20 protein-coding genes and 1 riboswitch are annotated in these 25,315 nt (G+C 38.3%); of the genes, 4 read left to right on the top strand and 16 right to left on the bottom strand.

The genetic code is table 11. The features are described from left to right. Position 1 precedes the first annotated feature (1 nt). From LQ203_RS01975 to LQ203_RS01955, 5 genes are all read right to left on the bottom strand, one after another. Complete coding sequence (locus LQ203_RS01975) at positions 2–2,431, bottom strand: ATP-dependent RecD-like DNA helicase (protein ID WP_230155150.1); 2,430 nt, start codon at positions 2,429–2,431, stop codon at positions 2–4. Positions 2,432–2,446: 15 nt separating this feature from the next. Then, on the bottom strand, positions 2,447–3,112 hold the full coding sequence (locus tag LQ203_RS01970) for a tetratricopeptide repeat protein (RefSeq protein WP_230155149.1): 666 nt from the start codon (positions 3,110–3,112) through the stop codon (positions 2,447–2,449). A gap of 120 nt (positions 3,113–3,232) precedes the next feature. Beyond that, entirely contained in the window at positions 3,233–4,348 is a 1,116-nt protein-coding gene (mnmA, locus tag LQ203_RS01965; RefSeq protein ID WP_230155148.1) for a tRNA 2-thiouridine(34) synthase MnmA, read from the bottom strand. 29 nt (positions 4,349–4,377) lie between these two features. After that, the gene (locus LQ203_RS01960) at positions 4,378–5,523 is read right to left on the bottom strand and encodes a cysteine desulfurase family protein (protein ID WP_230155141.1); all 1,146 of its coding nucleotides are present in this window, start codon (positions 5,521–5,523) and stop codon (positions 4,378–4,380) included. Positions 5,524–5,583: 60 nt separating this feature from the next. Beyond that, positions 5,584–6,003, bottom strand: a complete 420-nt coding sequence (locus tag LQ203_RS01955) for an Rrf2 family transcriptional regulator (RefSeq protein WP_034308657.1) — start codon at positions 6,001–6,003, stop codon at positions 5,584–5,586. Between the two features lie 1,043 nt (positions 6,004–7,046). Between LQ203_RS01955 and LQ203_RS01950 the strand changes: the two genes are divergently transcribed. After that, positions 7,047–8,318 carry a replication-associated recombination protein A gene (locus tag LQ203_RS01950; protein ID WP_230155139.1) on the top strand — a complete coding sequence of 424 codons (1,272 nt, stop codon included), beginning with the start codon at positions 7,047–7,049 and terminating at the stop codon, positions 8,316–8,318. 29 nt (positions 8,319–8,347) lie between these two features. Here the strand turns inward: LQ203_RS01950 and LQ203_RS01945 are convergent, their stop codons facing one another. Further along, a complete protein-coding gene (locus tag LQ203_RS01945) occupies positions 8,348–8,995 on the bottom strand; it encodes a DUF2642 domain-containing protein (protein ID WP_230155137.1) in 648 nt (215 codons plus the stop codon). A gap of 242 nt (positions 8,996–9,237) precedes the next feature. Then, positions 9,238–10,191, bottom strand: a complete 954-nt coding sequence (locus LQ203_RS01940) for a hypothetical protein (protein WP_230155135.1) — start codon at positions 10,189–10,191, stop codon at positions 9,238–9,240. Positions 10,192–10,575: 384 nt separating this feature from the next. On the opposite strand from LQ203_RS01940, the gene LQ203_RS01935 reads away from it, so the two are divergent. Next, positions 10,576–10,959, top strand: coding sequence for a hypothetical protein (locus LQ203_RS01935; protein WP_356713694.1), 384 nt, complete (start codon positions 10,576–10,578; stop codon positions 10,957–10,959). Between the two features lie 573 nt (positions 10,960–11,532). Continuing rightward, entirely contained in the window at positions 11,533–12,462 is a 930-nt protein-coding gene (locus tag LQ203_RS01930; RefSeq protein ID WP_230155133.1) for a LytR family transcriptional regulator, read from the top strand. A gap of 463 nt (positions 12,463–12,925) precedes the next feature. On the opposite strand, the gene LQ203_RS01925 is transcribed toward LQ203_RS01930, so the two are convergent. From LQ203_RS01925 to LQ203_RS01920, 3 genes are all read right to left on the bottom strand, one after another. Continuing rightward, positions 12,926–13,174 carry a hypothetical protein gene (locus tag LQ203_RS01925; RefSeq protein WP_230155131.1) on the bottom strand — a complete coding sequence of 83 codons (249 nt, stop codon included), beginning with the start codon at positions 13,172–13,174 and terminating at the stop codon, positions 12,926–12,928. Between the two features lie 372 nt (positions 13,175–13,546). Further along, a complete protein-coding gene (locus LQ203_RS27420; protein WP_290370505.1) occupies positions 13,547–13,678 on the bottom strand; it encodes a hypothetical protein in 132 nt (43 codons plus the stop codon). Positions 13,679–14,562: 884 nt separating this feature from the next. Beyond that, entirely contained in the window at positions 14,563–14,667 is a 105-nt protein-coding gene (locus tag LQ203_RS01920; RefSeq protein WP_230155129.1) for an anti-repressor SinI family protein, read from the bottom strand. Positions 14,668–14,685: 18 nt separating this feature from the next. Continuing rightward, positions 14,686–14,769, bottom strand: a riboswitch (cyclic di-GMP riboswitch). 1,023 nt (positions 14,770–15,792) lie between these two features. Here LQ203_RS01920 and purF point away from each other — a divergent pair. Beyond that, positions 15,793–17,163: an amidophosphoribosyltransferase gene (purF, locus tag LQ203_RS01915; protein ID WP_230155127.1), complete on the top strand. Its 1,371-nt coding sequence runs from the start codon at positions 15,793–15,795 to the stop codon at positions 17,161–17,163. Between the two features lie 1,117 nt (positions 17,164–18,280). Here the strand turns inward: purF and LQ203_RS01910 are convergent. The 6 genes from LQ203_RS01910 to LQ203_RS01885 form a co-directional block, all read right to left on the bottom strand. Further along, positions 18,281–20,080 (bottom strand): ABC transporter ATP-binding protein, encoded by a 1,800-nt coding sequence (locus LQ203_RS01910; protein WP_230155126.1) that lies wholly within the window; start codon positions 20,078–20,080, stop codon positions 18,281–18,283. 267 nt (positions 20,081–20,347) lie between these two features. Further along, complete coding sequence (locus tag LQ203_RS01905; protein ID WP_230155125.1) at positions 20,348–20,830, bottom strand: lasso peptide biosynthesis B2 protein; 483 nt, start codon at positions 20,828–20,830, stop codon at positions 20,348–20,350. A 31-nt stretch (positions 20,831–20,861) separates the two neighbouring features. Continuing rightward, a complete protein-coding gene (locus LQ203_RS01900) occupies positions 20,862–21,167 on the bottom strand; it encodes a lasso peptide biosynthesis PqqD family chaperone (protein ID WP_230155368.1) in 306 nt (101 codons plus the stop codon). Continuing rightward, positions 21,161–22,099: an aldolase gene (locus LQ203_RS01895; protein ID WP_230155117.1), complete on the bottom strand. Its 939-nt coding sequence runs from the start codon at positions 22,097–22,099 to the stop codon at positions 21,161–21,163. The genes LQ203_RS01900 and LQ203_RS01895 overlap by 7 nt, the downstream gene beginning before the upstream one ends. A 99-nt stretch (positions 22,100–22,198) precedes the next feature. Next, on the bottom strand, positions 22,199–22,324 hold the full coding sequence (locus LQ203_RS01890) for a paeninodin family lasso peptide (protein WP_141521422.1): 126 nt from the start codon (positions 22,322–22,324) through the stop codon (positions 22,199–22,201). 78 nt (positions 22,325–22,402) lie between these two features. After that, complete coding sequence (locus LQ203_RS01885; RefSeq protein ID WP_230155110.1) at positions 22,403–24,340, bottom strand: asparagine synthase-related protein; 1,938 nt, start codon at positions 24,338–24,340, stop codon at positions 22,403–22,405. Positions 24,341–25,315: the final 975 nt, after the last annotated feature.

The raw sequence follows: 25,315 nt of genomic DNA, 5'->3' as shown, positions 1-25,315 counted from the left end.
CCTATATGAAATCATAAGGCGTGACATTTTCCATCCCGATCATCGGGTCTGCATGCATGAGGATATCAAGATAACTTGCCTGTTCCTCATGTACCTCTCCCTTTTCCACTGGCAGATCTTCTTCACTCAGAGCCTCTCGCAGCTTTTCACGCAAAGTCGTTTTCCGGCGCATCTCATCATTACGTTCGATTCCTAAACGGAATGCATCTTCTTCACCACAAAGAATCAAGAAATTTTTACTGCGGGTAATCGCCGTATACAATAAATTACGACGGAGCATCCGATAATAACTTTTCACTACTGGTAAAATGACAATAGGGAACTCGCTACCCTGCGACTTATGGATGGAGCAGCAATATGCATGTGTAATCTGGTTCAAATCCTGTTTCGTGTATGTTACTTCTATCCCCTCAAACGATATGATTACTTTATCGACATGATCGGTATTTTCTTTAGCGAACAATATGGACACGATTTCGCCCATATCCCCATTAAAGACACCCTCCTCCGGCTGATTCACCAGTTGAAGGACTTTATCTCCCGTTCTGTAGATCACGTCACCAAATTTAATTTCCCGCCGTTTTTCATTCACATTGCTATTGAAAACTTCCTGAAGCATTTTATTCAATGCATCAATCCCGGCAGGACCTCTATACATGGGAGCCAGCACCTGTATATCTTTTGCCGTAAAACCCTTCGTCCTCGCATTCGCAACCACTTTCTCAATGACTTGGGGGATTTGGCCAGTCTGGCAGCGAATGAATGATCGATCCTCTTGCTGCTTCGTGACATCATCCGGAAGTCTTCCTTTTTTGATATCATGGGCCAATTCAATGATCGATGAACCATCAGCTTGACGATAAATATGCTCAAGACTGACAGTCGGTACACAATTCGATGCAAGCAAATCCTTTAATACCTGTCCAGGGCCGACTGATGGGAGCTGATCTTCATCACCAACCAATATCACTTGGACATTTTCCGGCAAAGCTTTAAACAATTGATGGGCAAGCCATGTATCCACCATCGAAACCTCATCGATGATTACGATACGGCCATCCAACTGATTATCCTCATCATGGGAAAACCCTTCACTCCCGTTCCACCCCAGTAGACGGTGAATCGTAACGGCGGGGAGTCCTGTCGATTCAGCCATGCGTTTCGCTGCACGGCCAGTAGGAGCCGCAAGTACGAATGGAAATGGATCGCTGCCCTCTTTTTTATAATCGTGAATGTCCATCGATACGCCATGCAGCTCTGCATAGAGCTCAACGATCCCTTTGATTACTGTTGTCTTACCGGTACCCGGCCCCCCCGTCAAGATTAACATGGGTGACTGCAGGGCTGTTTGGATCGCTTCCTTTTGAGCTGGAGCATAGGATACATCTAGCCGCTCTTCCAGCTTGCCAAGTGCCAGCAAAAACTCCGATTCCGGGAACTGATCTTCATACTCGGTTTGAGAAAGCAATCTCTTGATGTTCATTATGATTCCTTTTTCGGAATAAAATAAGGAGGGCGGATAAATTCGTTGATCCTCGACAACGATTTTCCCCGCTTGCGTCAATTCGATTATTTCCGAGGAAATGTTCGTGAACTCAATCCGATCCCGTTTATTTTCCTCAAGCAGGCGCTTGACCGCTTCCAAAAGCTGCTCAGCTTCTATGTAGATATTTCCGTCCTGGAGGCATTGTGATTCAAGGGTGTACAAGCAGGCTGCCTTGATTCGGTCGGGATGACTGCCGGAAATGCCAAGCTGATTCCCAAGCTCATCCGCCCGTCCAAAACCAATCCCTTCAATATCCTCTACAAGCTTATAAGGATTTCCCTGAACCATCGAGATCGTATCCTGTTTATACATTTGATAAATCTTCATCGACAGCTGAGGACCAAAACCATATTGATTCAGGGCGATCATCACCTGCTCCAGACCTTGATGCTCCACTAATGTATCATAGAGACCCTTTGCCTTTTCCCCAGATAACTTCGGGATATCATCAAGTAACGAAGGCTGAGCCAGAATTTTGGAAATTGCCTTTTCCCCTAGTGTCTCAACAATGCTCTCGGCTGTTTTTTTCCCAATGCCTTTGAACAGGTCACCGGATAAATAGCTGACGATGCCTTCCTTGGATTGGGGTAAATCCTTGCGAAAATGCTCAACATGATATTGAAGGCCAAAACGCGGATGTTCCTTCATCGCTCCATAAAAAATATAAATCTCGTCCTCATGCATCTTTGGAAAATATCCGGTTACGACAGCTTCCTTCTCTTCATAATTCAGATTCGTTTCATGCACACGAATTCTTACAACCGAGTACATATTTTCTTCATTATGAAAGATCGTCACTAAATGACTTCCTTTCATGAACATTTTCTCTTCTGAAAACAAATCCAACGAATCTTGCTGGCTCAACGCTTCTCCCCACCTTTCCATGCATATGCCTTCTATTTACTCTGCATTCATTTCTTCCATCAGTTTCTTACCGTGCGCAGCCAGCATATGGTCAGGCTGTGCCTCCAATGCTTTATCAAAATAAGCCATCGCCGCTTGCGCATCTTCACGATACCCGGCAAACGCTACACCTAAATTATAATAGGCGTCTGCATGGCCCGGATCCTGTTCCACCACTAAATTCAGTTGATTGATCAATTCATCATACAATTCCGCATTAGCTAGACATAGCGCATATTGGAATCGCGCATCTACATCCTCAGGGCTCAACTCCACGGTTCTCTGTAAATAAGGCATCGCCAATTTCGGTTGATCCAACGCCATCAATGTCAATCCAAGCATAAAGTAAGCATCGCTGTTCTCCAGTCCCAAACGGATCGCTTTTTCAAACATATCCTTCGCTTCGACTAATTTTGCATCGGACTCATAGTATAGGTTCCCTAATGAATAGTAAGCCGCTGCTGCATTTTCATCCAGCTCAATCGCCTTTTTGTAAAACTTTACGGCTTTATCCGTTTCACCCACTGCAGTCAGTACATTCCCAAAATTTATGTAGGCAACAGGCTCATTCGGATTTTCCTCGATCGCCTCATTGAAAACTTTCGCCGCTTCTTCGTATTTCCCTTGTTGCATTAATTCAATTCCTTGTTGATTCTTATCCATGTTCATTCACACTCCATTTTTATAATAAAAAGTATAGCACAAGCCAGTGGTCTAATTCAGACCGAACCCGCAATCAAAAAGAAGTCCCCAACCGCAAACACAGCTGGGGACATGCTCATTTTACCCTACGTAAGTCAGTTTTTCACCTTTTTTAAATACTTCATCAATCGTACCGCCACCAAGGCATACTTCTCCATCATAGAATACGACTGCTTGTCCAGGTGTGATTGCGCGGACTGCTTCGTCAAAAATGACTTCGACATCACCATTTTCCATGACCTTCACTTTTACGCCGCTATCCTCTTGACGGTACCTGAACTTTGCCGTGCATACAAATTCCCCTGCAGGTATATGTTCCGCTACCCAGCTGACATTCACTGCAAGAAGGGAATTGGAATACAACACATCATTATCAAAGCCTTGACACACATATAAAACATTACGCTTCAAGTCTTTTCCCGCAACAAACCAAGGTTCGCCGCTTCCGCCTATCCCTAGACCGTGGCGCTGACCGATTGTGTAATACATCAATCCATCATGCTTGCCCATCACTTTGCCATCCATCGTGACCATATCTCCAGGCTGAGCTGGAAGGTAATTACTTAAAAACTCTTTGAAATTGCGTTCACCGATAAAACAGATGCCTGTTGAATCTTTTTTCGTTGCTGTTGCAAGACCCGCTTCTTTCGCAATTTCACGGACTTCCTTCTTATCGATGTGTCCAAGTGGAAACATGACTTTTTCCAATTGCTCTTGAGTAAGCTGATTCAAGAAGTACGTTTGATCTTTATTGTTATCGACACCGCGAAGCATTTTGTATTCGCCATCCCGGTATTCAACTTGTGCGTAATGTCCAGTTGCCACATAATCCGCACCAAGACTTACCGCATGTTCAAGAAATGCCTTGAACTTGATTTCCTTATTGCACATAACATCCGGATTTGGAGTGCGGCCCGCTTTATACTCTTCCAAGAAATATGTGAACACTTTATCCCAATATTGCTTTTCGAAATTGACCGCATAATAAGGGATGCCGATTTGATTACAAACCGCTATTACATCATTGTAATCTTCCGTTGCTGTACAGACTCCGTTTTCATCTGTATCGTCCCAGTTCTTCATGAAAATCCCGACCACATCATAGCCTTGATTCTTCAACAGCAGGGCTGACACAGAGGAATCAACGCCTCCTGACATACCCACGACGACGCGGGTATCCTGTGGTGCTTTATTCATCCTGTCACCTCATTTATTTAAAGCAAGAATTATTTTCTCACTAATCTATTAACGATTTTCACGGTTGTTTCAGCCGCTTGCCTGACTTCCTGTTCCGTGTTGTTCAAACCGAAGCTGAAACGAATCGAATTCTTCGTTCGCTCCGAATCTTTTCCAAACATCGCAACAAGCACATGCGAAGGATCGATTGACCCTGCCGTACATGCAGACCCACTTGATACCGCAACACCGGCCAAGTCCAGATTAACCAGCATCGATTCCACATTCGTACCCGGAAAACTAACATTCAGCACATGTGGCAGTGACTGCTCCATAGATCCGTTAATTTCATATTGTACATCCGCCTCGTCAAAGACGGCAAGCAATACGTCTTTAAATTGCAAGTATTGCTCCGTTTTCTTATCCATCATGCTTTGAGCAATCAAAACCGCTTCGGCAAAACCAGCAATTGCCGGCACACTCTCCGTGCCCGCACGGCGTTTTCGTTCTTGTTCCCCGCCATATAAATGTGGATTCAGCTTCAAGCCTTCACGCATATATAGGAAGCCGATTCCTTTGGGACCGTTGATTTTATGTGCTGAAACACTTAGCAAATCCACACCCAGCCCACGAACGTCGATAGAGATCAAACCATATGCCTGAACCGCATCCGTATGGAAAATGGCTTGATGACCTTTAAGGAGTTGTCCAATTTCAGCAATCGGCTGAATGGTCCCCACCTCGTTATTGCCATACATGACCGAAACCATAATCGTATCGTCCCTCAATGCCGCCTTTAAATCGTCAATTGAAATAAGCCCCGCTTCATTCACAGGTAAATATGTGACTTCAAAGCCAGACTTCTCAAGGAATTGACATGTATGCAAAACAGCATGATGCTCAATCTCCGTCGTAATGATGTGCTTGCCTTTTTCTTTATTCGCATTCGCAACGCCGATAATCGCCATATTATCCGCTTCTGTTCCACCGCTCGTGAAAATGATTTCATTCCGTCCGGCACCGACACTTGTTGCAATGCTCGAACGCGCCTCATCTAAAACATGGCGCGCCTCCCGCCCGAAAGCATGAATGCTCGATGGATTACCAAAGTCATGGCTCATGACTGTCATCATTCTATCGATCACATTCGGATGCATCGGAGAAGTCGCAGCATGATCTAAATATATTCTTTCCACTTTATTGTCGCCTCCATTAAAAAACGCAAGCGCCTACATAATAGGCGCATTGCTAATCACTTAAATATAGTACATATAAGAATCGATTTCTCCCGTATCCTTGTAGCTCGCCAAATCCATCAGCGTCGTATTATCCAATACATCCTTCACCGCATCGCGAATGCGAATCCAAAGCTGGCGCTTAACCGGCTCTTCATCCTCAATCCCTTCAACGGGGGTAATCGGACCTTCCAATACACGGATGACATCACCCGAAGTAATCTCCTGAGGATCCTTAGACAAGACATACCCGCCATACGCACCGCGGACACTCTTCACCAACCCCGCATTACGAAGTGGCGCAATCAACTGCTCCAAATAATGCTCGGACAGATTATGCGTCTGGGCAATCGATTTCAAACTTTTCGGGCCTTCTCCATAATGTTTAGCAAGCTCGATCATAATCGTTAAACCATAACGGCCTTTAGTAGATATCTTCATACATATACACCTCAAATTATTTATCCGTTTCTAAATTCTTTTGAAATTATAGCATATTCCCGCCAGAAATGCATTCACCCACCCTCCATTTGTCAAATTATCCTAATTGGAGAGATAGGAAAAATGAAATCACTAGTGTTATGGCGGACGGATTAAACGAAAGTTCGATTCTTTGATTCAGTTAGCTTCACCAAATTACAGGAAGCCAATTTATTAAAGGAGAATACTCTACTTAAATCTTTAAGGAGTGATTACCATGATCATTAAAGATTGCTAGATGCCATTAAAAATCGACATGCTAGAGGCTCTCATGAACGAAGATATCAAAAAAATCAGGGCAGGATTCAATGGTGAATACAGAGTCTTCCAATCTCTTAAAGCCCTTCCTAAAAAAGAGTATCTACTCTTTCATAACCTCCGTCTTTTCTCGACCACGCATTTAATCAACTGATCCGCACAAATCCAGATGGAAAAATCGAAGCTTTTGACGATCCAATATTGCAAGTGAACGGCAGCGCGAGCATCTGTTAGACTGGTTAAAAACAAAAAAATGAACAACCTTCCAGTTGAAACACTAGTTGTCAGTGCTAATTCTTCCACTATCATTCGGGCGGAGAAAAAGGAGGTTAATAGAAAAATAATACGCAAGGGCCGGTGTTTTCTGCCATAAATGTCATGCATATACCATAGAACGGCAAAGAAAGTGGATTTGCCATACATGTTTGGGTACTTCCATGATGCTCATATTTCGGCACTTTTAGATTATGTATATCTCGTTAAGCCTTCCATTACCAACAGCGAATTTCGAAACTCCCTCCAACTCCAATCCCCTTCCAGCGCAAAAAAATTATTACCTTCAATGAAACTGGATCATTCCGGCCAAACCAAAGGCAGAGTCTATCTACTAAGTTCACTCATAGAAAGCTAGGACGAATTATCAAGCTTGAAGGTCGGATTGAATACGAATTCACCGTCATTCACAGCATAATCAGCGCATTTCCCCCACAACTTGTGATACCTTATATAAAAAGGAGAGGTGCGCAATGAATATTAAACCGCTTGCTTTCCGGATGCGGCCTCGATCGATTGATGAGATCATCGGGCAGGAGCATCTGGTCGGTGAAGGGAAAATTATCGCGAGGATGGTTAAAGCCAAGCAGCTATCCTCCATGATTCTGTATGGACCGCCTGGAATTGGCAAGACATCGATTGCAAGTGCGATTGCCGGAAGTACGAAGTTTGCTTTCCGGACGCTGAATGCGGTGACCAATAATAAAAAAGATATGGAAATCGTCGCAGCTGAGGCGAAAATGTCTGGTAAAGTGATACTGCTACTCGATGAGGTTCATCGTCTCGATAAAGCGAAGCAGGATTTCCTATTGCCTTATCTCGAAAACGGAATGATTACTTTGATCGGTGCAACGACAAGCAACCCTTATCATGCAATCAATCCGGCAATCCGAAGCAGGTGCCAGATATTCGAGCTCAAATCATTGGAAACCACTGATATAATCAAAGCCCTGGAACGGGCACTTCTTGATGAAGAGCGAGGACTTGGTGCATATAAAACGGATGTCAGCTTTGATGCCCTTACCCATTTCGCGACTGCTTCGAACGGAGATGTCCGCAGTGCCCTTAACGCTCTAGAGCTCGCCGTCATTTCGACCGAACCTGATGAATCCGAAACGATCAACATCGATCTGCAAATTGCCGAGGAATGCATGCAGAAAAAAAGCTTTTCACATGACAAGGACGGTGATGCTCACTATGACGTCCTGTCGGCATTTCAAAAATCAATTCGAGGAAGTGATGTGAATGCAGCCCTTCATTACTTGGGTCGCTTGGTCGAAGCGGGCGATCTTGTCAGCATCGCACGCCGCTTGGTCGTCATCGCCTACGAAGATGTCGGTCTTGCCAATCCACAGGCCGGTCCCAGGGCACTCGCTGCAGTCGAAGCCGCAGAACGACTCGGTTTTCCTGAAGCCCGGATTCCACTTGCCAACTCAGTGGTCGAATTATGCCTATCACCTAAATCGAATACAGCCATTTCCGCAATTGATGCAGCCCTTGCTGACATTCGCAGCGGCCATAGTGGAGACGTACCGGACCATCTTAAGGATGCCCATTACAAAGGAGCCACGGATCTCGGACGCGGTATCGGCTACCTATATCCGCATGACTACGAAAATGGCTGGGTAAAGCAGCAATACTTACCGAACAAACTTCGCAGCAAAAAATATTACAAACCAAAAAAGAGCGGGAAATTCGAACAAGCCCTTACCTTGGTCTACGAAAATATCGAGAAAAAGAAATAACTCCGGATCGCTTCAGACCCGGAGTTTTTTTATTGTGGGAAATGAAAGCTTTTTACATGCCTCATATTGACAAAAATCTCCTCCCCATGAGCATCCGCCATCTCAATGATGCCGTTTTTCACCGTACTGATCTTCCCAATATTCTTCGGATGCATCCCTAAGTCCAGCACCACCAGCTTATTGGCTAACTTTTTTACCTGTTCCTCCAAAGTCCTTGCCCAGCTTATAGTAGAGACCTGTGCAAGTTGCTCTGCTTTGTTCAAACCGTAAGGCCCGTTTACATCATCACACACCGAAAGCCACTTCAAATGATCCATCGAGATGAACATCGTTTTGAATACAGGCGAATAAAAGACAAAATAGTTATTCATGATGCCAACGATATAACCATGGACCGAATCTTTTTTAGTGAGCATGATTTCTACAAACATCCCCTTCGCGTTCATCAACAACTTTCGGAACGATGTCTCGTCGATTTCCGGCACCTCCCCCGAACCAATCTCCTCATCGATCATGGGAAAGGAAAAATTTTTAATGTGCTTAAAAGGAATGTAGCGGTACACTTTTCCCGTGTACAAGACTATGATGTCCGAGTTAGCTTCAATTAATATCCCCGCTTCATAGATATTTCCAGTGAGCTCCAGTTCCATATACTGGTCAATATGATTTGATAACAAGTGTTGTCCTCCTTTCTATTTAAATCAATCATATCCAAAAAGCAAATAATGTTTTGTCCCATTTTTGATACTGCAGCCTTACCTATCTTTTAAAACAATTGTCTCGTTAGTTCCAATAGTAAAAAGCTGTTATGGAATGAAAGTATTAAACTCAAGAACTATATCAGTCTACAACTGCATGTCCATTCTCCATAAGAAGGCACAACAACTCTTTTTGGTTGCTGTACCTGTAGGTATTTCTTTTAACGTGTGTTTTGAGATGATGCTTTGATTAGGTTCTCAATCCATATTTGCTTGAATGCATTTGAACGAGTACGTCTGCCTCTCCCTAATCCATTTGATGCAGAGCCTTCAAATGAAGAACTACTTTCGTCTGATGAGCTGCTTTCGTCTGATGAGCTGCTTTCTTGTGTTGATCCGTTTGACGCGCCTCCATTTGCAGAACCTTCAGATTTAGCGTTTTCCCCTCCGCTCTCTTCTTTTTCCTCTTTCTCTTCCTCTCTCTTCACAGATAATCCTACGAATTGGACATGGTCAGTTGGCACATAAAATAATTCTTCATTATGCACGACGATAAGGTACGTGTCAGCCACTTCCATCAGAATGCCCTCAACCTTCTCAGGTCCTCCACCACTAACTGATACCCAGTTGTGGACTAACCGAGTTAATAGGCCATTAAGTGTATCTGTACCGTTATATACAAATTCAGGCAAGAATTCAGTGAACGATTGTTCCACCAATGTTACACTTTTAATATGGGAAATCGGGTATAAAACAAGACCTTCTTTCTCCGTGGATAACACTAAAAATTCCTCTTTCACATCAATAACCCGGCCAATTTTTGATGCCGGACCGCCGCCATTCACTTGAATGCAGCTAGTTTGAAGTGATTTTAGCACTGCTAAAAAATTTGCTGGATATACAAGTTCTTCGTCGTTGATCGGCAAAAAATCAACCTGAGCTTTCTTCGCATTCGCGACAACGATTTTCAAATGCTCGATGGCGAAATACACGATTTGATTTTGTTCTTGATTTTGTTCTTGATTTTTTTCTTGATTTTGTCCTGTTTGAATGACGATATAATCGCTTAACACTGCTAAAAGCTTGCCTTCTCTAGATTCAGGCCCGCCTTTAAACACCTTCACAAATTTCCCTGTTAAAGCTTCAAGGTACGGTAAACCAACAGTCTCTTCCATTTTTCCTTTAGCCTCCAATAGTTATTTATACTTTAGTGATATCCGTACTGCATATATATGCGCCTTCTTTCTAATACGGACTCTGCTAATCACCCATTTTGTAGTAAATCGTCGTACGCCTAGAAAACTCATTTGGAGAATCACTTTTTCCAGTCTATTCAAATTGTGAAAAAAGGCCTTACTTTTTGATGAAAAAACTCCGGAATTTTTTCCGAAGTTCCGTTCTTCATTTTGAAATGGGCATTCGGGCACTCGTTTTACCGTTCAAGGCTGTCTGTAGGGGTGAAGCATCATAATGAAAAACGCATAAACCCAACACATTTCAGATTGACTCCTTATAGATTTTGTTAGTTTAACGAATGATAAGTCAAAGGAGTGATAAATTTGAAAGTGGAAGGTATTTATACATATTTATGTGAAAATTGTTCAACACTGTTTGGAGTAGTATCTCGGTTTTCTGTTTTGGAAGATAAAATTGAGACACTGACATGCCCCAAGTGTTCTAAGAAAGAAGCAGCTTGTATTGGAGAAGGGCATATAAATTACTTGAATTATGAAAAAAGGGATGAAATAATAACGAACGATACCGATGAGTCACAACTACCTGAACTATTAACAGTAGAGCATGTGGCAGATTATTTAAATGTAAGTGAAAGAACTGCTGATGAATACATGGGAAATCCCGATTTTCCTTTAATTCGTTTAAAAAGGTCCAAGAGGGTTTTTAGGGATGACTTTTTCGACTGGGTACAGTCAAAGAAGAAATAAAACATGAAGAAGTCGTTAGGAATTTGTAAGACTAATTTGAATGGGTATTAAAAAGAGTGAGATAGACGAATTAGCTGAAATCATGATTTAAAGTACACAACGATTCCTAGAAATTAATTCAGACTTTGATTAAATAAACCCAGCTGCTTTATGAATAGCATTTGCAACACGTTAATTTATTATAGCCTGCACAGGTACTTGTTTTATTGGTTATATCAAGCAAAGTATAAGGAGGATTCATGATATGCGGCTGTATCATTATGATAACCGATGTACTAAGATAAAAACGACCAGCCGCTTCATATATCTCGCCGCTAAAAAGGAAATGAATAATATACCTACATGTTCAATTATAATCAGGTAAGCATGGATTTTCCATTTATCCACTCCTTTAGCACTAAACATCTAAACGATTTTAATTTCCCACCCTCATCGCCACTGTTCTAGTTACATAGAATAAAATTACACTAAAAAATGTCAAAGGTATTATAAAATAACAAAATATACTATTCTTTTAAAGGAAAATTAAATATAATAGAGTAAGTGGTAACAAAAAGAGGAAGGAAGTATTATATGAGACATGAAAAAAAGAAGAAAAAGAAACGGACATGGCTGAAAGTAGCTGGGATAATTGTCCTACTTTTTATACTAGCAGGGGGAGCTTTTGCCTACTCCGTTTGGAATTCTCTAACAAAAACCGTTGACACGATGCATACACCAATAGACCGGACCACGGATAAACGAACGAAAGACCTTGCACTATCAGATCAAGAGCCCTTCTCGATGCTCATGCTCGGTGTCGATGAACGTGATGGCGATAAAGGCCGTTCAGATACAATGATCGTCCTGACCGTCAATCCACAAAAGAAATCGGTCAAAATGCTAAGCATTCCGCGTGATACACGGACCGAGATCGTCGGTCATGGTACACAGGATAAAATCAACCATGCATTTGCCTTCGGCGGCGCGAAAATGTCCATGGATACCGTTGAAAACTTCCTTGATATCCCAATCGACTATTATATGAAGATCAATATGGAAGGCTTTAAGGATATCGTTGACGCAGTCGGCGGTGTGACTGTGCAAAACGATTTGGACTTCACATCTGATGGCATTCATTTTGCAAAAGGTACGCATACTCTTACTGGGAAAGAAGCCCTTGCCTATTCAAGAATGAGACATGATGATCCGAGTGGTGATTTCGGCCGTCAATCTAGACAACGTTCCATCATCGAAGCCGTCATTAAAAAAGGAGCGAGCGTTTCCTCTCTGACGAAATACGATGAAGTCTTCGATGCACTCGGTAATAATATCCAGACGAATTTGACGTTTGATGACATGATGGACATCCAAAAGAACTATCGGGATGCAAGCAAAAGCATTACCCAATCATCCATAAATGGCAACGGAACGAAAATCGACGGAATCTACTATTATATTGTGTCGGATGAAGAAAAAGAAAAGGTTCATTCCGAATTAAAAGAACAATTATCCATAAAATAAGAAAAAATGAAAAAGCTGTCCGGACCCGCATCCTGACAGCTTTTTCATTTTCCCCGTCCAATATTCTGACAAAAAACGAACACCAATTGTAGAGATTTGTTGGAATTTTTGTTGTTTATTAGGCATAAAAAGACGGTATAATCTAATATGAGCTCAAAATTCCATCTTCCCCTTGCCCCTTTCATCACTTGTCACTATTATTCTTTGGACCCGGAATTCCATCAACCATCATTCATCAACTATAATAAATAATCCTAAACAAAAGGAGTGGATTTAAATGAAAATCAAAGCAGGCAGCTGGGCTATGCTAAGCACACAGGACAAAATGTTTATTCTGAAAGCCATCAGTGATCGTTCAAGAATGAAATATGTTTCATGAGAAGTAGATCTTTGTATCATTACATGAGAGCATCACCTCTCCCTTTTCAATAAAACGAACTTGAGCCTGAAAAAGGAGAGGAATCTATTCAAACTGATAATCCCATAATATACGCCATTCGCCTTTTTCTTTGACGACATAGCAATTTTGTTTCAAAGTAAACATTCCAAAGCGAGAATTGAAGACCTGTGTAACTGGAATTTCATAGGCCGTTTTATGCAGCCTTCCACTCTTATCCAACTTCCAGTTCTTCACTTTCTTAGAACGGCCTACATCATACTGAAAGGACTCCACATCCATATGCTGTAAAAATACATGTGACCTATTTTGCACATTATCTGCCCGATTCTGAAATCTCAGTTTTGAAACGATTTTTCAACCGCTAGTCCAATGAAAAATGATACAAGCATTGGTACCAGGAGAATACTCACCAAAAACGCCTATTAGATTCTTACTTTTTCTCTTCACCTTCACAGGTTATCATTCATAAAAGACAAAAAAGAAGCATATTGTAGACATGCTCCTTCATGATATGTACCATATGAGTTCTGCAGATTCAATGGCGCCTTCTTCATCAAAACAAGAAAAGAAGATTCCTAGCAAACCGCCAGACGTGTCCAGGATGACATCCTGCCATTAAGGGGACGGCCACCGGTTAGTTTCCAAACCCCAACGTCAATAAGCCCGGGACGAAGTATCTACGGTTCATATTCTTTCAGGTTCTTCAATGATCCCACTTAATTTCTCCTTAATATCCTCCATAAGTTCATTTACAGTAACATCTTGTCCAGACTCACCCTTGGCAAAAGTGTCTTTTAAAATATCAAAAAAATCCATTAGAAATTCCCACTCCAATATTATCGAGCCGCTTCTTCATACTGTTGTCCTATTCCCTTTTTTTAAAAAAATGAGGAATATAGCTCTTTATTTGATAATCACATATATAGTAAAGAATGGCAAGTGGAAATCTACTATTTTTTCAGAAAAGTAACTAAAAATTAACATTTCCTTCATATTCAAAGTGGAAAGAAATACTACTAGTCAATATGTGTGTATAAAAAAAGGCCGATTCCTCAGCCCCTTCGATATCCCATATTATGCTTGTCCCATAAAATAAGTCATTAATGAAATCAAAACTAAAACAATAGTAATATAAGTCCCAATAAAAATTTTCTTGCTTCTTTGTTTCTTTTCATAAACTTCCTCGAACGTAATAAATTTGTGTTTTGTCATCAAATAATCTCCTTTTATTTTGATGCCAGCTATCTGACATCGCCTTCTGCGAAGTCCCTTTGCTTTAGCTCTATATGTAGTATCGGCACATTACCAAAAATATTAAGTATAAATAACTATTTTTTTATAGGCTATATTTCTTACATATGTAGTAGGTTACGACTAAAGCATTATGTACAGTAACTAAATTCTATGATTATCATGTTAAATCCTGCCTAGGTAAAATTTTAATTAAGCGCTTACTTTATAAAATTCATGATTATTTTTATCCAACCGAAAAATGACAACCATAGCGGTATACTGAATAATGTTCCCCATATTAACCCCTTCATAAAAGCATTAAGTCCATCCATAATAAAAATCCCTCTCATTTAGGTAGTATTTTTATTATTGTCCCCATGTTCTTTATTCTAGATACCTATACGGTAATTTCGTGTAATGAAAATAAAAAAAGAAGACTGTATAACAGCCTTCCCTAAGATAATTTTTCATTTTCCTTTTATGAACTCCCGCACTTCTTCAATAGATAATCCTAAACTTTTAGCCTCTGAAATTAGATAAACCCATTCTTCCCGTTCATTGTTAGCTTCCATGATAAATCCCACCCTACTTGTGGTAACACAGCCGTCTTAGCATATAGCCTTAGACCTGTAATTTTGCGTCCCTACTTTTCAATAGGTTTGCCTTTCTCAAGAATATTTCACATTAATTATTCTCCAAGATTAATAAATCCCTTGAAAAAGTCTTTCGATTCCCTAGTTCCATGGTGCTAAGTAAACCATCATGCCCTCAAAAAATACACCCTTAATTAAAACTATATTAATGTTAATTATACTTAAAAACGTAATAATAGCTCATAATACTATTCGTTTTTTTATGTCATTTTTCAACATCATTCATCAAAAAGTGACATTACAATGGAAAAACATTGGTATAATACGTTTTATATAAAACACTTTTATTAAAAATAGAGATATAATCGCTATTTAATTTTCATATTTGCTATTTCACAAAAATAATATTTTGAACTATTAATTCAGTTTTAATTAATTTCCCCTAAGAAAAAAAGCCAGCATTACAAACCATAACATGGCTGTAACCTGACTGTTCGTGAACTTCCTTCTTAACACAAAAAAAGGACTGATTTCCCAGCCCTATTAAACACCCGTTATGATTTACCAAGAAAAAAAGTCAATAATGAAATCAAGATTAAAATAATAGTAATATAAGACCCAATAAAAATTTTCTTACTTCTTTCTTTCTTTTCATAAGCTTCCTCGAACGTAATAAATTTGTTTTTTGTCATCAAATATTCTCCTTATATTTTGATGTCAGCTATCTGATAGCGCTTTCTGCGAAGTCCCTTTACTTGATCTTCATATTAAAGTATCGTCAAATCGGCAAAAATATTAACTGTATTATTCACTATTTTTATAATGGGCTAGTTCTTATAAATTAATATCTGTTCTTTACTATATAGTTTACTATAAATCATACAAATTACTTAAATTCAAAATATTCCATTATACCCAAATGTCTTTTATAGCAAGGTTTTATTCATTGATGCTAAGCAATTATCCCTATCTGTTCCATAGAACTGTTTTTATGGCTGCAATTTGTTTAATCCCATATCCATTTTCCGATTAGTAAATAAAAAGGATAGAAATTCACCTTTTGCCAAAAATAACAAAAAGGATATCAACGAGAGGAAGAGAAAAATGGATTCAGAAATGCAGGAGAAATGCGGGGTATTTGGAGTGTTTAATCACCCCAAAGCAGCCGAATTAACTTATTACGGACTTCATGCACTTCAACACCGTGGTCAGGAGAGTGCAGGCATTGTGGCTAGTGATGGGAAATCATTCAGGAATCACAGGGGAATGGGATTAGTTACCCAAGTATTTACACGGGACATCCTTGATGGACTAAGCGGAAATATGGCCATTGGTCATGTACGATATTCAACTTCTGGTGAAAGTTTACTGCAAAACGCACAACCCCTCGTTTTTAAATATAGCGAGGGGGACCTGGCTGTTGCTCATAATGGCAACCTCGTAAATGCAAGGATAGAACGGGATGTGTTACAACAGCAGGGAAGCATATTTCAAACAACAACCGATACTGAAATTATTGCTCACTTAATAGCTCGTTCAAGTAAACAGCACTTCGCAGAAAGCGCACCTGATATGCTTAAACGTATCGACGGTTCATTTGCCTTGATTATAATGACTGAAAAACAAATGCTAATTGCCCTGGATAGTCATGGGTTACGTCCGCTTAGCCTTGGAAAAATTGGTGAATCAATCGTCGCCTCCTCAGAAACATGCGCTTTAAATGCGGTTGATGCTAAGTTCTGGCGGGAAGTTGAACCGGGTGAATGGCTTCTTATAGATGAAAATGGAATTCAAACTGGAAGATTTGCGGAAAAAGGTAAGGTTTCCCTTTGTTCCTTTGAATTTGTCTATTTTGCCCGTCCGGATAGCGTTATTCAAGGAAGAAGTGTCTTAACAATCCGGAAGGAATTAGGTGAAATTCTGTCAAAAGAACATCCGACACAAGCTGATGTTGTCGTTGCAGTTCCCGAATCAAGCGTCCCTGCCGCCATTGGTTTTTCCCACCAATCAGGAATTCCATATGAAATGGGGATTATTAAAAACCCTTATGCTGGTCGTTCATTTATTGAGCCCACGCAAGAATTGCGCGACTTAGCTGTTCGACTGAAATTAAGCGCTGTTCAAGAAATTTTGGAAGGAAAAAGAGTGGTATTAGTCGATGATTCGATTGTTAGGGGAACGACAAGCAAGCGTATTGTCGAATTGATTCGGCAAGCAGGTGCCAAGGAAGTCCATGTAAGAATTAGTTCACCCATGGTTAGAAATCCATGTTTTTATGGAGTGGATATGCCAACTAAGGAAGAACTGTTTGCCAACAAACACGAACACGAACGGGCTATGGGACAGGTTATCGGGGCAGATTCATTAGCCTTTTTAAGCACCGAAGGGTTATTAGAGGTTGTAGATGTGGATCTTGGAGAAACTAGCAGCCGCTGTATAGCCTGTTTTAGTGGTGCTTACCCAACTAATATTTGAAATGATACAGCTTAAGTAGGATAAAAATGGCAGGCACCACACAAAAACAACTGTCTTTGTGTGATGCCTGTCATTTTCCTACTATTAAACCTTGGATTTTGTCACTGTTTTCTCATACCACTTACAATTACTTACCTCTCTCTTTCTTTCTCTTTCCAAATGGATACCTACACTTAACTAGACAACTTTTTTAAGGTGTTCTAGTTTAGGCTGAACCGGGATTTATGAGATTCGTGTTACTAGGAGCGGAATTAAAAAGGGTGAAGGTTTTATGCTTCTTCACCCTAATCCGAAACCAATTCTGATCAGCATTAAGATTCGTCTATAACCGATGAGCAATTACAATAATGGTCAAGGTTCCTTTGAGTCTTTCGGGCACTTGTTGTTTCATCTAGAACAAGGATCGATGGTTTATGTAAAATTCCTCGGGCTAGTACATGATGGATCTTTAAAACCACACATACTAAGGAGCCTAAATCTTTTTTATTTTAGTCTCTCAATAAACAAACTAATGACTTTTATTTAACACGCTAGATGTTCTGCTAAAGTGGTTCTCCTAACACTTTGGAGGTACATTTAGGTTAATACTCCTTATATCGAAACATATTACTTTAACCTTTTTCGATGTTGGTTAAAAACCTTGATGAAAATACTATTATCATCGGATTTAAAAAACTTAACTCCAACTAATTTTAAGGGTGTCCATATTTCTCTCATTTGGTATAAAGGCATTTTAAAAAAATTCATCCTTTCTTAATTAACCCAGTCAATAGAGCAACCGCTCTCTAGATATGAATCATAGCTTTTTAAAGTTACTATTTCTTTAATTACTTTTAACAACACCCATTATTTGATTGATTAATCTACATAATAAAAATTCATTTTTTTATTTCTATTCTTATTTAACTATGCATTGTTATGTCATATATCCCTATGTTAAACCTATTCATAAGAAAAAAGCTTGTTACTTCATAACATTCAAAGAACCTTTCGTTCTTTATAACAATAAAAAATGCTGGAAATACCATTTTTTATTGTAATGTTAATTAAATTCAAGTCCATAAGTGTCTACCCAATGTTTTAAAGAAAGGTCAGCAAATCCGCTTTATTTAGAGAATCACACACTTGATTCTATTTGGATACCTAGTAAATTGCTAAACATCCCTCTTTTTTCACTCGCTAGTTGGTTATATTCACCGACTTGAATAATTTCTCCCTGATCCATTACCAATACTTGATCCACATTACGAATTGTCGATAACCGATGAGCAATTACGATAATGGTCATCGATCCTTTTAACCTTTCGATAGCGGCTTGAATCTTCGCTTCATTTTCCGTATCTAAAGCACTTGTTGCCTCATCTAAGACAAGGATAGAGGGTTTACGTAAAATAGCTCGAGCTAGTACAAGTCGTTGTCTTTCTCCTCCTGACAGTCGAATTCCCCGATCACCAATGAGTGTATCAAGACCTTGTGGAAGCTTACTGACAAAATCATCTGCAGCGGCGAACTCTAAAGACTCCCAAATGGATTCATCGCTTGCATTAGGGTCAATAATCATCAAATTTTCCCGTATAGTCGCATTAAAGAGAAACGGATCCTGCGGTATATAACTAATTGATTTCCTTAGTGATAATAAGTGATCACTAGTAAGTGGGATATCATCTATTCTGACCTCGCCCGAATCAGGTTGATTTAATCCCATTAATAGATCAATTAAAGTACTTTTTCCCGCCCCTGATCGGCCTACAATAGCCGTCATACGGTTAGATGGTATGTTCACATTTATATTTTTAAGTGCATACGTACCTTCATTTGAATTATACCTAAAGTAGACATTACGACAATCTAGCCCATGTTTAATTTCAATAGATTTACTATTTTCATAATCTGAATTATATAACTCTCTTGCTTTCCTACATTCATTTTGTAAATCTAACAATGCCTTAAAAGATGGAAGAGTAGATCCTATTTGTTCTAAATTAGATTGGATACTTGTAAACCTTGGCCATAATCTTGAAAAAATAACCATTATCAACATTAATTGTGCTGGCTGGGCCATGAACATCTTTATCGAAAAAAAGACAAAAATCGCAATTAAAAGTGAAGAAACAATTTTGAAGATCATTTGAGAAGTTGTATTTAATGTAATTAACATAATTCTGTTTTTTTCCATTTTTTCAGTTAAGGAAAGAAACCAACTTAAATGAGAATCTTCTAATGAATTACTTTTGATATCCTTCATTCCATTAAGGTGATCCGTAATACCCGCTAAATATGTTTGTGTTAGTTGAAAATTTTCTTTTCCTAAAGACTGAGACTTTTTGATGAATTTCCTGGAGAAGAAGATTAGAATCAATCCAAAAACTATGATAAAACTAGTCATTGTAACAGATAGATAAAGTGCTATAACGATTTGAATGAAAGTAAAGATAAGAGAAGATAAGAACTGTAAGAATAAATTAATACCTGCACTCACATTAAAAGTTTCATTTGTCATAATGTTGATAATATCAGTTTTCCTCTTTTTCAGGTAAAATCCCCAATTTACTTGCAGCAAACCTCCATAGGCCTCATCTCTTAAATGTCTAATAAAACCTTGTTGGATTTTCACTCCTAATATTGTTTGATTCCTCTTAAAAATACTTTGTCCAACCATTAATAACACGTAAACTCCCAGTATCAATAAAAGACTAATCGTTTCAGGAATTCCTGTGAATAATTCATTAACCCAACTTAAAAAAGGAACTTCCTCTGTACTAATATCTAAAATACCGGTCAATCCAATCAACGGGATTAATAAGAAAATTCCTACACCCTCAAATAAACCTACTAAAATCATACAAATAAGATTGATATATAGAATTTTCCCCGAATAATCATGTATCCGCTTGGTAAAATGCAAGAGATGCTTCAAAATCATATCCTCCTATCACAGAGCTTGTTTCTTTGTTATCCCGAATGTCTACATAGCATTTTGCAATATTGCTGAATTACGACATTTGAAGGAAAGGTATTGGGGCACATTGTAGGTTTATAAGAACTTCTACTTAATGGATATAATAAACGAATGGGGTTGGTGATTCGAAGAACTAGGGATTTGTTTCGATATATACTTATAAACAATCGTTTCTGGAGGAAATCGTGTTAAACGTTCCCCCTGTTATAATATGTATCGAGAACGTTAACTAGATTCTTGTTCTTCTAGATTTTCATCACTGTTCTCTTTAGCGAATTTAGAAACGACCGTGAACCTATCCTTCACTTCAGCACCGGTTATATAAAAAGGACCGCTACGTAGCCAAGCATGTGCAATGAGTTCTCCATTCTCATCTTTAGCTGTACCTAAATAAAGAGTACTACCAATATTTCTGTTCTCAAGCATTTTCATTCCAGCCATTGCTTTTACAAGGCATTGGCTTTCCCAAAAAGTATAGCGACTCATAATATGGATAGCTCGCGATATACTGACTAAAACCTCTTTATTCGATGAATTGCAGGTATATGATGTCTCTTTCATTTGTTCACCTAGTGAAGGAGCAACTTTTGAAAATGAGATGCTCTTAAGAAAACGGGCTCTACCTAAATGTAAAAAGGCCTCAATAAGCAGCAGCTTTGTTTTATAATTCAATCGAAGAAAATTACGAGCTTTCTTTGTGATATTCATTGTTTCCTCCTAGAGCTAGAAATTCATGATACTAGGAATTGATTCTATCTTCTATTCTTACTAGGCCTTGCTCTAACAATTGATTTATAAAGTCCGTAACTTGTTCCTCACACTCGGTTTGAGCTACATCATATTGAGACTGTAATGTTGTAACTAACTCATGAATCGTAATGGGCTCCTTCAGTAGATCCCATATCTCTCCACCCAATTCACCTAAATTATAATACTTTCCTTTTTGAACACTTAACATCACTTTTTCTCCATCCATGTCACTTGCGATGTTACCCTCACTTTGTACAATCGTTTTTTCTAACGTAATTTGTTGTGTTTTCAAAATAAAGAATCCTCCTCGTTTATATTTTCTAATATTTGAGATACAAGATTATTGACTGTAAATCCTGTGTTAGGCCGATGCAATTGATACATATGGATTTTATTTAAAATATTTACCGACTCCATAAAATGCCACTCCATTAAGCCTAATCGTGGGACTAAAAAATTACGATATGTATGACAGAATAAAGTTCGGAAACGTTCTAGTTGATTTATTTTTTGTAGTGTAACTTCTCCATGCTCTGTTTTTACTAATTCAAATACAGAGCTTAATGGTAAAGGTTTATTTGAAAAACTAGACGTAACTGGTACAGAAAATTTTGTTTCCCTTTCAAATAAAGGCTGGTAATCTTTCTTTTCTATTCCAAAAGCCTGTAAACTTTCTTGCCATAGTTTTTGTTGTGGATATGAGGGAGTTATAAAGGGTTTATTGTCTTTTGATAGAGAAACAGGGATAACATCATCACTTAAAAGTTGAAATCCTTCTTTTAAAAAGGCAGCAGCAAGTGTTGATTTCCCCGCCCCTGAATCACCAATAAATGCATATGCCTTCCCATTTATATCTATTGCACTTCCATGCAAAGGTAATACTTTTTTCTGAAGTAAGATAATCCCCATACATGTTCCAAGAATATATAGTCGAATATGATCCTCATCAGAATTTGATATAGGTGAAACGGTAATTTTCTTTCCTTCTTGAATCTTAAATATGGCAATGCCAGGAACTTGAAACATAACCATATGATCCTCAACAACATATTTTTGTTTTGGCAAAAGAACTTGCTTCTCCCAAAGCTCTGATAAATCCCCGTATTCAATTTCCACATCGGTCATGTCCTTGGAAATTCCGAGTCTGGGTACTTCAGGAAGGGGTATTTCACTAAAAAGGTTCAATCCGAAAGCTCTATAACCTAAATTTTGTACAATCTCTACCATCTCTTTCACTCCAAATACTAGAAAAATTAATCAAAGCCCTTATACCTTAAAAATTGTATAAGAGCAGTTATTACTAGGGGAAAACAATCAAATCTTTAATTAACTATGGTGAACCATTTCATCTGGATCATTCTGCACACCATCAGGGATGGTTATACCAGGACCTCCCATAGTCATGTTAATGTTAAGTACTTCTAATTTTGGAGTTTGCCATTCTTTTTTCATTTTTGTCACCTCCCTTCAATGAGGTTATTTAATAGGCTCTGTTAAACTATATGGTTGATTCTCTTTTTTCACCCATCATCATAAACATTGCCTTTTAAGAAAACGATAAACAATTAAACCTCTCATTAAAATTCTAAATTCAGAATCAAAGGCAACATTAGGCTGGGGTTCTGTGCGAAACTTGTTAAGTGCCTTCTTAATTGCTCCCATATTCAAAAAATTAGCTATAAACGGATCCTGACTAAGCTGTTCCACTTCACCAATAAATGCATTCCAGTTTGGGAGCATTCTAGCAATGGTATCTGCACCCTGAACTCCCCGAGTTTTCTGGTTTAATCTAATGTCATCAGGCAAATACCCTTTTGTGGATCGTCTAATGAGTGATCGATCTAAACCATTCTGCACAAATTGTTCCAAAGGAAGGGATAAACAAAATTGAATAACTCGTAAATCATTCGTAGGGTCATGTCCCTGTAATGAATACAGCAAAGATAATTTAGTTCCACTTGTTCCCGTTGTATTCCACATATTCAGATAACCAAAGTGATTTTTCCTAATCTCATTAATCTTTGTAGGATTAACGCCCATTATATTGATTCCTTGTTCCTCTAGTTTAGAAAAAACTTTAGTTCTCCGAGCAAAATCATCATTAATTAATAATGGCGAATCATCTTGATTATTTGCTTTGATATTAGGATGAAAAGGATAAGCCTTTTTTCCAATCACTTTCATTACTCTCGATCTTTTTACTCCCAAATTTTCGCTATAAGAATTTACTTCATGATAAAGGCGGATCCATCTCATTTTTCTTAATAATAAGGCATAGTAATCAAAAGTCGGTCCCCAAGAAATTGTAAAATTTCCCCTTGCACCGTTTAACAATACTCCTATTCCAAGCTTGTTAGCCTCTTCATATATCCCCTTCACCCAGACAGAGTTTTCAAAAAACTTATAGGGCATTTCCATTATTTCTAGCCAATCATCTAGTACTGATAATGAGCTTTGGCCTTCAAACTTTAAATACTTAGCATTGATATTTCCAACATGATTAACTGTAGATTTAATAAGTGGTCTCTCATCTGCTAATCGTTGTTTTGGGGTCCAATCATCAAATTCACCAATAGGGATAGAGCTAAAGGTATATAATTTTTTGTTTTGGTTTCGGAGGGTATTTGCAGCAAAGCTGACAACCGATCCTGAATCCAATCCACCGCTTAAATTGGCTCCCACTTTACGGTGTGTACGTAATCTCGAAGTAGCTGCTCTTTGAAAAACATCTCTAAAAGCCTCTTCGTATTCGTTATTTGATTTCAAGTGCAACTTCTCACTATCTACTACGGAGCAATATCTCGTAAGCATTACTTTATTTTCTACTATTGATATTGTATGGGAGGGAGGTATTTGATCTATATTTTTATAGACTGTTGAAAAAGCATCTACAGTATCATTCATCCCTGGAATTGCTAAAAACTCCGCTAACCAGTGCTCATTCAGTTTTTTTTCGATATATGGTAATTTAAGAAGAGGTTCAATAGTTGTACAAAAAGCAAATTTCTCATGATTTTTATGATAATAAAGCGTTCTACTCCCTGCGAAATCTCTTGCCCCAAATAACTTTCTTTTCTTCTGATCCCAAATCATAAATGCAAAGTCACCGATTAAATGCTTAGGAGTTTCTTCTCCCCATTTTTGATAACTTAATAGAATAAGTTGACTATCAGTTAGAATACTTCTATCAATTTTACTAATATGTAGTTTGTCGAATAATTCTTCACGATTATCAATAATAGCGTCAGCTGTGATTGTACACTGCCTTTCAGAATCGTGGTACGGAAGCTGTTCACCTACAGATTCAGGAGTAATCCATTGAGCGTGGCAACCGAGAAAAACCTTTTCTGAATGCCATATTTGGATAGAATCAGCAGGGTATTTCTGTAAAGCCGTCATTAAATTACGACCATACTGGAGATTTACAGGCTCTTCATTTAAATGATAAATACCGGTTATAGCACTCATATTTTCCCCCTGCTTACTTTGTTAAGTATATAAATTTCATAGCGTACTAATATATTCTACTCATTCTAGAATTCTAGTAATTTAAAGTAGTAGTTTTAAATGGCCATAACCACCTACTTATCAATGACCCATATTATTTGAAATATATAATGATAGTTCAATCTAACCGGTAACTTATCGCTAATTATTATCCACTCTATTCTACCCAAGACAGTCACCATAGCTTAGAATTGTAAATTTGGGTCCCGTACTTCCCAATAGATTTTTGTTTCTTAAGTATTTGATACAGATTACTTTATTTTCCTTCGGTGTTGGTTAAAAAACTTAATGAAAATACATCTATCATCCGACCTAAAAAACTTAACCCCTACTAATTTTAAAGGTGTCCATATTTCTCTCATTTGAAATAGAGGCATAAAATTCATCCTTTTTTCATCAACTAAGTAACTGCTTTGTACTTGTGTCTTTACTCCAGTAATTTATATATCTCTCTTTATTATTTATTAGTAATCTCATTTTAGTTTAAAATATCTAAATGTTCGATTGGCTATCTGTCGAATAAACTCTAAAATTTATACATCAATTAATTTTTGCCTTTGCACTATTAGAGTTTATATATCCTAAGTGGCATCTATTTATGAACTAATCTTGTAATTTTGTACTATTTTACGAACTTTTCGTTCTTTATAGCGAATTACACAAGCTAAATTTACCATCCTTTTATACCTATGTCAATGACTTTTATAAATAACGCCTAACCTAGCCTTTGTTAATCTTCTCTGATTACTAGAATAACAATCATTCATAAATCATATAAAAAGAGTGAATTGTTACAATATCCAACTATAATATTTTTTTTCGAATATTAAATGTATATGGTCTTTTTTTGAATTATGAATTTTGCTTATTTTTGAGCCCTCATAATCTATGTTCTCCATCATTATTCATTTTCCCTCCATAAAAAGTTCAATACTA

Origin of the sequence: Peribacillus sp. Bi96, from assembly GCF_918698115.1 — a bacterium.
Classification (GTDB): Bacteria; Bacillota; Bacilli; order Bacillales; family DSM-1321; genus Peribacillus.
Note: the sequence above shows the minus strand (reverse complement) of the source record. Positions and strands in the feature narration are given on the sequence as shown.